Origin of the sequence: Streptomyces sp. NPDC057623 (genome assembly GCF_042800355.1) — a bacterium.
GTDB lineage: Bacteria > Actinomycetota > Actinomycetes > Streptomycetales > Streptomycetaceae > Streptomyces.
In genome coordinates this window covers 1-8,993 of sequence record NZ_JBHVGZ010000004.1, presented here as the reverse complement: position 1 = coordinate 8,993, position 8,993 = coordinate 1, and the positions used below count along the sequence as shown (strand labels likewise).

The window sequence follows — 8,993 nt, the reverse complement described above, 5'->3', positions numbered from 1 at the left end:
GCGTCGAGCCGGCCCTTCCGTCTTTCCGGCATGCCATCAGTTCGCCGAGTCGGGGTAACCGAGAGAGACGTACCCCCACCTCGGAGGGAGGCATCCATGCCCCTCACGTTCCGCAAGAGTTTCCGGATCCTGCCCGGAGTGCGGCTGAACATCAACCGGCGCTCCTGGTCCATCACCACCGGCGGCAGGCACGGGCCCCGGCGCACACACAGCAGTACAGGACGTCGTACGACATCAGTGGATTTGCCCGGACCTTTCGGGTGGCGTCGCACTCGTACCGCCAGGCGACGTTGACGGTCCATCACCCGAACGGCCCCCCTTGGAAGGTGCCATCTCATATCTGAGATAGCCTCAACCTCATGGCAGACGACTACCTCGTACGCATCGGCAAGCTCATCCGTGACGCCCGGCAACACCGTGGCTGGACACAGACGCAGCTCGCCGAGGCGCTCGGCACCTCACAGAGCGCCGTCAACCGCATCGAGCGCGGCAACCAGAACATCAGCCTTGAGATGATCGCCCGAATCGGTGAAGCCCTGGACAGCGAGATCGTGTCCCTCGGCTACGCCGGTCCGATGCATCTGCGGGTTGTCGGCGGACGTCGGCTGTCCGGTTCCATCGACGTCAAGACCAGCAAGAACGCCTGCGTGGCCCTGCTGTGCGCCTCGCTGCTCAACAAGGGGCGCACAGTGCTGCGCCGGGTCGCCCGTATCGAGGAGGTATACCGTCTCCTGGAGGTGCTCAACTCCATCGGCGTGCGCACCCGTTGGATCAACGACGGAGTCGACCTGGAGATCGCGCCGCCGGCCGAGCTGAACATGGCGGCGATCGACGCCGAGGCCGCCGTACGCACCCGGTCCATCATCATGTTCCTCGGCCCGCTGCTGCACCGCATGGACCACTTCAAGCTGCCGTACGCCGGCGGCTGCGACCTCGGCACGCGGACCATCGAGCCGCACATGATCGCCCTGCGCCGCTTCGGTCTGGACGTCGCGGCGACCGAGGGCCAGTACCATGCCGTAGTCGACCGTGCCGTACGTCCCGACCGGCCGATCGTGCTGACCGAGCGCGGCGACACCGTGACCGAGAACGCGCTGCTGGCCGCCGCCCGGCACGACGGTGTCACGGTCATCCGCAACGCCTCCTCCAACTACATGGTCCAGGACCTCTGCTTCTTCCTGGAGGCGCTCGGCGTCCGGGTCGAGGGCATCGGCACCACCACACTCACCGTGCACGGCGTGCCGACCATCGACGCCGACGTGGACTACTCGCCGTCCGAGGACCCGGTCGAGGCGATGAGCCTGCTGGCCGCCGCCGTCGTCACCGAGTCCGAGCTGACGGTGTGCAGGGTGCCGATCGAGTTCCTGGAGATCGAGCTCGCGGTCCTGGAGGAGATGGGCCTCGACCACGACCGCACGCCCGAGTACTTCGCGGACAACGGCCGTACCCGCCTGGTCGACCTGACCGTCCGGCCCTCCAAGCTGGAGGCACCCATCGACAAGATCCACCCGATGCCGTTCCCCGGCCTGAACATCGACAACGTCCCCTTCTTCGCGGCCATCGCGGCCGCCGCGCAGGGCAAGACGCTGATCCACGACTGGGTCTACGACAACCGCGCGATCTACCTGACCGACCTCAACCGCCTCGGCGGCAGGCTCCAGTTGCTGGACCCGCACCGCGTCCTGGTGGAGGGCCCGACCCGCTGGCGCGCCGCCGAGATGATGTGCCCGCCGGCCCTGCGACCGGCCGTGGTGGTCCTGCTGGCGATGATGGCGGCGGAGGGCACGTCCGTGCTGCGGAACGTGTACGTCATCAACCGCGGTTACGAGGACCTCGCCGAGCGGCTGAACTCGATCGGGGCGCAGATCGAGATCTTCCGGGACATTTGATACGCGGAGGCCGCCACACCCCGCCTGACCTGTGATGAAGCGGGTCAGGAAGGGGTGCGGCGGCATCTCTGGGACTTCTCTGGGACTTTGGGCCCGCGGCGGGCTACGGGCCACGCTCCACGGGCTCTGCCGACCGGCCACGGCTACGCGAAGATCGCGTCGATGGCGGCACTGCCCCGTGCACCCGCGCGGGGCAGGAAGTGGGAGTACTTCCGCAGCGTGAACCCGGGATCGGAGTGCCCAAGCCAGCGTGCCAGGGAGACGATCGACTCGCCAGCCTCCAGTGCCCCGGTTTCGATAACCGGGGATTGCGTGTTATAAGCTGGAGGCGAAGCCCGGCTTGCCTTGACGCGACCTCGGGGGCCCATGCGGAAGCTCGGCGGTCCACGAGAGCGAGCTGGGTCATCCGGTCGGTCTGCGGCAGCAATCGGCCCGGCAAGTGCTCCTTCGCGTCGAACCCCTTGATCTCACCGGCCAGTTGGACCGGGTACCGCGAGGGGTCGAAGCGGGAGATCCGTGCGATGCCGCTGGTTCCCTTGCGGGTCGCCGCCCAGTAGGCGTCCGTGCCGAGGCCGTTGGGAGCGACCACGCCCAGTCCGGTGACTGCGACTTCGACAGCGCCTGTGTTCACGCGGTCCTCCGATCGGGGCGGGCCAGCACGATGGCACTCTGGAACCCGCCGAAGCCGCTGCCCACGGAGAGTACGGCGTCGGTCTTCCAGTCCCGTGCGGTCCGCGGCACATAGTCGAGGTCGCACTCGGGGTCGGGTGTGTGCAGGTTGGCGGTGGGGGGAACGACACCGTGCTCCATCGCCAGTGCGCTCGCTGCGATTTCGATCGAGCCGATGGCACCCAGCGAGTGGCCGACCATCGATTTGATGGAGCTGACGGGCACGGCATACGCGTGGTCGCCGAGGCTGCGCTTGAAGGCGGCTGTCTCGTGCCGGTCGTTCTGCTTGGTACCCGAGCCGTGCGCGTTGACGTAGTCGATGTCCTCGGGGTTGAGCCGGGCCTCGTCCAGGGCGATGCGGATGGCCTCGGCCATCTCACGGCCGTCGGGGCGCAGGCCGGTCATGTGGAAGGCGTTGCTGCGCGTCGCATACCCGGCGATCTCCGCGTACACATGAGCGCCTCGCCGCAGGGCACTGTCCAGTTCTTCCAGGACGAACACGGCCGATCCCTCGCCCAGGACGAACCCGTTGCGGGTGCCGTCGAACGGGCGCGAGGCGTGTTCCGGGTCCTCGTTGCGCGGTGTGGTCGCCTTGATCGCATCGAAGCAGGCCACGGTGATGGGCGAGATCGGGGCGTCGGCCGCTCCGGCCACCATGACGTCGGCGGAGCCCTCGCGGATCAGCTCAGTGGCGTAACCCACGGCGTCGAGGCCGGACGTGCACCCGGTGGAGACCACCGTCGCCGGGCCCTCGGCGCCGACGGCCCAGGCCACCTCGGCGGCGAAGGAGCTGGGCACCAGGTAGTTGTACAGGTGCGGGACCGCGTACTCGTGATCGACGAGATCGAGCCGCCCGCTGTCGCTGACGGTGCGATACTCCTGGTCGAGCCCCATGGTCGCGCCGACCGCGCTGCCGACGGTCACGCCGGTGCGGTGCGGGTCGAGAGAGGCGAACTCCAGGCCGCTGTCCGCCACCGCCTCCCGGGCAGTGACCACGGCAAACTGCGCGGCCCGGTCCATTCGCCGGATCTCCTGTGGGCTCAGGCCCAGCAGTTCGGCGTCGAAATCGGCCTCCGCGGCGACCTGGGAACGGAACGGGGACGGGTCGAAGAAGCTGATGCGCCGAGTGGCCGTGCGACCGTCGGACAGCAGGCTCCAGAAGTTCTTGCTGCCCACCCCGCCGGGCGCGGTGACACCGATGCCGGTGATCACGACGCGTCGGCTGTGCGCGCCGCTCACAGCGCGGTCCAGTGGTAGAACCGCTGGGCCATGGCGTCGGCGGGTGACCGCCAAGTGTCGGGATCGTACGCAGCGATGAACGGTTTGAGGTCCTCGCTGATGCCGATGAACCGCTGGTCCGTCTTCGCCGCCTCGATCCGCTCGCCGCCGTCCTCGCTGTCGAAGTCCTGGAGGTGGAAGTACAGGCCGCGGTACGAGAAGAGCTGCCGGCGCCGGGTGCCCATCCGGTGCGGCATGTCCGTGCCGTCGAACTCGGAGAAGAGGCGGGCGACGTCCTCGGCGGAACGGGGCTCCATCCGGGCCACGATCAAAGTGCTGTGCATGTGTCTCTCCTTGTCAGGACTGCTGGATCCGGGAAGGGCCGAACCAGCGCTCCAGTGCCATGGGCAGGGCGTGGTGGCTGCCCGGCGCGGCCCAGGCCACATGCCCGTCAGGGCGCACGAGGAATGCCGAGGTTCGGGACAGCGGGCTGCCCGCCGGGACACCGTGCGGCACCGCGGTGACCAGGTCCACGCGGTCCAGCCAGCCGACGGCACGTTCGCGGAGAACGGCGTTGTCCTCCAGGTCGAGCAGCAGGCCCCGCCCGGCGTGCAGCAGTTCGGTACTGCTGGTCTTGCGCCGTTCGCCCACCAGCTCCAGGTGCGGCATGCGCAGCCCCAGGAGCGGGTGGCTGCCCGGGCCGACGTCGTAGCGGATCTCCAAACCGCTCACCATGCCGGCGAGATGGCGGCTGACCTCCTCGTAGCGGATCAGCTCGGCCAGTACGTCGCGCAGCGGCTGGACCTCCGCACCACTGAGGAAGAGCAGGCCCTGCGCCTTGGTGTTCATCATCAGCCGCTCGCCGACCGCATGCCGCTCGCTGTGATAGCTGTCCAGCAGCGACTCGGAGGCGGTGCCGCGGAGCACGGCGGCCAGCTTCCAGCCCAGGTTGACGGCGTCCTGGATGCCGGTGTTCATCCCCTGCCCGCCGGCCGGCAGATGGATGTGCGCGGCGTCACCGGCCAGCAGCACTCGGCCTCGCCGGTATTCGGTGACGAGCCGGGTCGCGTCGCCGAACGCGCTGACCCACTCATGCTCGGCGTGCGAGATGTCGATGCCCGTGATCCGCTGCCAGGCCGCGGCCACTTCCGCGTACGAAGGGGGTTCGGTGCGTCGGCGGGGCGGGGTGCCGCGTTCGCAGACAATGATGCGGGTGACGCCGCGATCGCCGAGCGGGCCGCTCATCACCATGCCGCCGGGGTGGGTTTCGCCGATCAGCCGCGGCTTCAGGTCCACGCCCTTGATGTCCGCCAGGTACATCTCCATGGTTGCCGCGGTACCGGGGAAGTCGAAGCCGACCGCCTTGCGTACCGTGCTGCGACCGCCGTCGCATCCCACGAGGTAGGGAGCGGTCAACCGGATCTTCTCGTCTTCCGGGCCGCGGACCTCGGCCTCGACGTGGTCACCGTGGTCGTGCAGGGTGACGAGTTCGTGTCCACGCCGGATGTCCGCGCCCAGCTCACGCGCCCAGCCTTCGAGCATCGTCTCGGTGTCCGACTGCGGAACGGTCTTGGCCGCCTGGTGAACACTGTCCAGAACGCCGAAGTCGACCGGCAGACCCCCGAAATGACCGGCGTTGCTGGTGCCCATGTCACCGAGGCGGTGCAGCAGGCCGCGCTGGTCGAAGACCTCCATCGTGCGCGTGGTGAAACCCAGCCCACGTGACTCCCCGGTGCGTTCCGCCAAGCGGTCGAGCACGATGACGTCGACCCCTGCGAGCCGCAGTTCCCCGGCGAGCATGAGTCCAGTGGGCCCTGCGCCGGCGACGATGACTGAAGCATCCATATGCGTGTCCTCCGGGGTGCAAAGTGACTGAACGCAAATGTGGCGTACCGAGAATTTCCTCGGTACGCCACATTTGGCAATAACCGGCGGTGTCACCACCGGCGCATCGACATAGTGCTGTGGAAGCTAGTAATTAGCTTCTTCAGTCGCCCCGGAAACGTCAAGGTCCACCATGTCAGATGACCAACAGAATCACGTCAGGGAATTGTCAAGTTTGGTGCCGGGTATGACAGATGACGAGGTCACCGGCCAAAAGGCGGGGTGCCGCGCCGGAATCGATCCCGCGCGGCACCCGGACGGGACGGGGATTCTCAGACCTTGTACGGCTCGCGAGTCCTTGCCTCACGGAGCGCCCGCGCCCACCACGACAGCTGGCCGAGCAGAGTCTGGGCGGCCGCGGTGCAGCCCTCGGGGTCCCTGGGGAGCCCGGTCTCGTCGAACTGCGACCAGGCGCTGTGGAAACTGACGGTGTCGCGAATGGTGATCGCGTGCACTTCGGCGAAGACCACCCGGAGGTGTTCCACCGCGCGCAGCCCGCCGGAAAGGCCGCCATAGGAGACGAAACCGATCGGCTTGGCGTGCCACTGGGCGTTGTGCCAGTCAATCAGGGTCTTCACCGAGGCCGGGTAGCTGTGGTTGTATTCGGGAGTTACCACGACGAACGCGTCCGCATTTTCAAGACGCGGCGTGACCTTCCCCACCGCTTCCACCGTCTCCGGCGCGGGCGTCGCTCCGAACGCGGGCAGCACGCCGGGAAGATTCGCCTCCGCAAGGTCGATCACATCGACCTCGAAGGCGTCGTGCTGCTTCGCCTCCCCGGCGAACCAGTTGGCAACGGTCGGGCCGAAACGTCCTTCGCGCACGCTGCCGATGATGACGGCGAGTCGGACGGGAGCATCAGACATGAGTTCTCCTTTGGGTTCGGACAGCGGTGACGGCCGGTCGAGCCGTGCCGCGGAAGGGATTCATTTCTCGTCGACGCGAGCTTGATCGCCGCGTGGGGCGGCAGCGCTGTTCTCCTGCTCCTCCGCCCCCCGCAGCGGAACTTCCCTGACGAAGCACGAGGCGGCGAACGCGACCAGCGCCGCCGCCGCGCCGAGCAGGAACGCCTGGTGCGTGCCCGAGGCGACCGCGGACTCGTAGGCACTGCGGATGTCCTGCGGAAGACGGGACAGCGAGGCGGCGTCCAGCCGCATGTTCTCGCCGGCCGCCGAGGAGAGCTCGGGTCCGCGTCCCGCCATGGAGTCCTGCACCTGCCGGGTGAACAGCGCACCCATGATCGCCACACCGATCGACCCGCCGATGGTGCGCGACAGGGTCGCCGTGGACGACGCGACACCGAGGTCCTTCTTCTCCACGCTCTCCAGGGCGACGAGCATCACGCTCTGCATCAGCAGACCCATCCCCAGGCCGAGCACAGCCATGAAGACACCAGACGTGACGCGGGAGGTGCCGGTGTCCATCTGCGCCAGGAGGAAGGGTCCCAGGCAGACCAGGGCGCTGCCCACAACCAGGAAGATCTTGTACTTGCCCGTCTGTGTGGTCACCCGCCCCGCGATCACGTTGACCACCATCATCGAGCCGAAGACGGGGAACAACAGGAACCCGGAGTTGGTGGCGGAAGCGCCTTGCACCGTCTGCAGGAAGAGCGGAAGGAACGTCAGAGCGCCGAGCTGGACGAAGCCGAGGAGAAAGCCGACGGCGGTGATGAGGGAGAAGTTCGAGTTCCGGAACACCGCCAGCGGCAGCACCGGTTCGGCGGCCCGGCGCTCGACGAGCACGAACAGCACGCCACCCACAAGGACCAGGGCACCGAGTCCCAGGATCTGCACCGATCCCCAGGAGTACTGGCCACCGCCCCAGGTGGTCATGAGCACCAGGGAACTGATGGACGCGGCCAGCAGGATCGCGCCCAGGTAGTCGATCCGCGCCTGCGCCCGCTTCTTCGGTAGCCGCAGGACGGCGATGACCATGCAGATGGCGACGCCGCCCAGGGGAAGGTTGATGTAAAAGCACCAGCGCCAGCCGAGGTGGTCGGTGATCAGGCCACCGGCCAGAGGGCCGGCGACCATGGCGAGCCCCATCACCGCCGACATCATGCCCTGGTACTTGCCCCGCTCACGGCCGGGGACGATGTCCCCGATGATCGCGAACGCTCCGACCATCAGTCCCCCGGCGCCCAGACCCTGCACGGCCCGGAAGGCGATGAGCTGTTCCATGGTCTGCGAAGCGCCGGCGAGTGCAGATCCGAGGAGGAAGACGCCGATCGCGGCCAGGAACACGGCCTTGCGGCCGTACATGTCCCCGAGCTTGCCCCAGATGGGCGTGGCGGCCGCGGTGGCGAGGGCGTAGGCCGTGACCACCCAGGAGAGATGGTCGAGGCCGTCGAGCTCGCCGACGATGGTCGGCATCGCTGCGCCGAGGATCAGATTGTCCAGCGTGGCGAGCAACATGGCGATGAGCAGGGCGACGAGCGAGACCCGCAGGCCACGGGGCTGTTGGCTCGACGACGATGTTCCGGATTCGGCTAATTCGTACTGCATGGTCTCCACATGTCTCCGCGAGTGTGCCGCACCCCTGGAACAGGTACTTACTTGCCGGGCGGCAAGCTACACTGGAGAGTACAGACGGCACTTACCGCCCGTCAAGTAAGCATCCGGAGGCGCGATCATGACAACGCCCAAGTCCACCCGCCAGAAGATTCAGGAAGTCGCCCTCGAACTCTTCGTCGAGCAGGGCTATGAGAAGACTTCACTCCGCGGGATCGCCGAGAGACTGAATGTGACAAAACCAGCCATTTACTACCATTTCCAGACGAAGGAGGCCATTCTCATCAGCCTCTTCCAGGATCTGGGGCAGCCGCTGGCGGAGATCATCGCTTGGGCGCAGGAACAGCCCCGCACTCTGGAGACGAAGAAGGAACTGCTCACCCGGTACAGCATCGCCCTGCACAACGCGGCACCACTCTTCCGGTTCATGCAGGAGAACCAGGCCACGGTGCGACAGCTCAGTGTCGGTCAGGATTTCAAGGACCGGGTCGGCGCCATGGCGGGCCTGATCAAGGAGCCGGGTGCCCCGCTCGCGGACCAGGTCCGCTGCATCAGCGCGCTGTTCACCGTCCATTTCGGCACCTTCGCGATGCAGGAACTGGACGGCGATCCCGAGGACAAGCGCCAGGAGTTGCTCGATGTCGCCATCGAGCTGGTCTCGACGGTGCACTCGGGGGCAGTGTGAGCCAGATCGTCCCGGTACGGCTCCGATGACGGAGCCGACTGCTGCGGGGTCCGGCGTCCCTCTCCCGGGGAACACCCGAGACCCCCACACCCATACCAACATCCCCCACCGAGGGACGGCTCGAGGGGGCCTACGCAA

8 protein-coding genes and 1 pseudogene are annotated in these 8,993 nt (G+C 67.4%); 3 read left to right on the top strand and 6 right to left on the bottom strand.

Features of this window, described 5'->3' with window-relative positions; all coding sequences use genetic code 11:
* Positions 1-96: 96 nt before the first annotated feature.
* Positions 97-294: a DUF4236 domain-containing protein gene (locus ACFU95_RS05850; protein WP_079084845.1), complete on the top strand. Its 198-nt coding sequence runs from the start codon at positions 97-99 to the stop codon at positions 292-294.
* Positions 295-359: 65 nt separating this feature from the next.
* Entirely contained in the window at positions 360-1,889 is a 1,530-nt protein-coding gene (locus ACFU95_RS05845) for a helix-turn-helix domain-containing protein (RefSeq protein WP_383822292.1), read from the top strand.
* A gap of 361 nt (positions 1,890-2,250) precedes the next feature.
* Here the strand turns inward: ACFU95_RS05845 and ACFU95_RS05840 are convergent.
* The 6 genes and pseudogenes from ACFU95_RS05840 to ACFU95_RS05815 all read right to left on the bottom strand — a co-directional run.
* A pseudogene (locus ACFU95_RS05840) lies at positions 2,251-2,520 on the bottom strand (beta-ketoacyl synthase N-terminal-like domain-containing protein); the annotation flags it as partial.
* Positions 2,517-3,797, bottom strand: a complete 1,281-nt coding sequence (locus ACFU95_RS05835) for a beta-ketoacyl synthase (RefSeq protein WP_121715898.1) — start codon at positions 3,795-3,797, stop codon at positions 2,517-2,519. The gene ACFU95_RS05835 and the pseudogene ACFU95_RS05840, both read right to left, overlap by 4 nt.
* Positions 3,794-4,120 (bottom strand): TcmI family type II polyketide cyclase, encoded by a 327-nt coding sequence (locus tag ACFU95_RS05830; protein WP_121715900.1) that lies wholly within the window; start codon positions 4,118-4,120, stop codon positions 3,794-3,796. The genes ACFU95_RS05835 and ACFU95_RS05830 overlap by 4 nt, the downstream gene beginning before the upstream one ends.
* 13 nt (positions 4,121-4,133) lie before the next feature.
* Positions 4,134-5,621, bottom strand: a complete 1,488-nt coding sequence (locus tag ACFU95_RS05825) for an FAD-dependent monooxygenase (RefSeq protein ID WP_383822288.1) — start codon at positions 5,619-5,621, stop codon at positions 4,134-4,136.
* Between the two features lie 311 nt (positions 5,622-5,932).
* Positions 5,933-6,526, bottom strand: a complete 594-nt coding sequence (locus ACFU95_RS05820) for an NADPH-dependent FMN reductase (protein WP_121715904.1) — start codon at positions 6,524-6,526, stop codon at positions 5,933-5,935.
* Positions 6,527-6,586: 60 nt separating this feature from the next.
* Positions 6,587-8,164, bottom strand: coding sequence for an MDR family MFS transporter (locus tag ACFU95_RS05815; protein ID WP_121715915.1), 1,578 nt, complete (start codon positions 8,162-8,164; stop codon positions 6,587-6,589).
* 127 nt (positions 8,165-8,291) lie between these two features.
* Between ACFU95_RS05815 and ACFU95_RS05810 the strand changes: the two genes are divergently transcribed.
* Entirely contained in the window at positions 8,292-8,855 is a 564-nt protein-coding gene (locus ACFU95_RS05810) for a TetR/AcrR family transcriptional regulator (RefSeq protein WP_383822284.1), read from the top strand.
* The last annotated feature ends 138 nt before the right edge of the window (positions 8,856-8,993 follow it).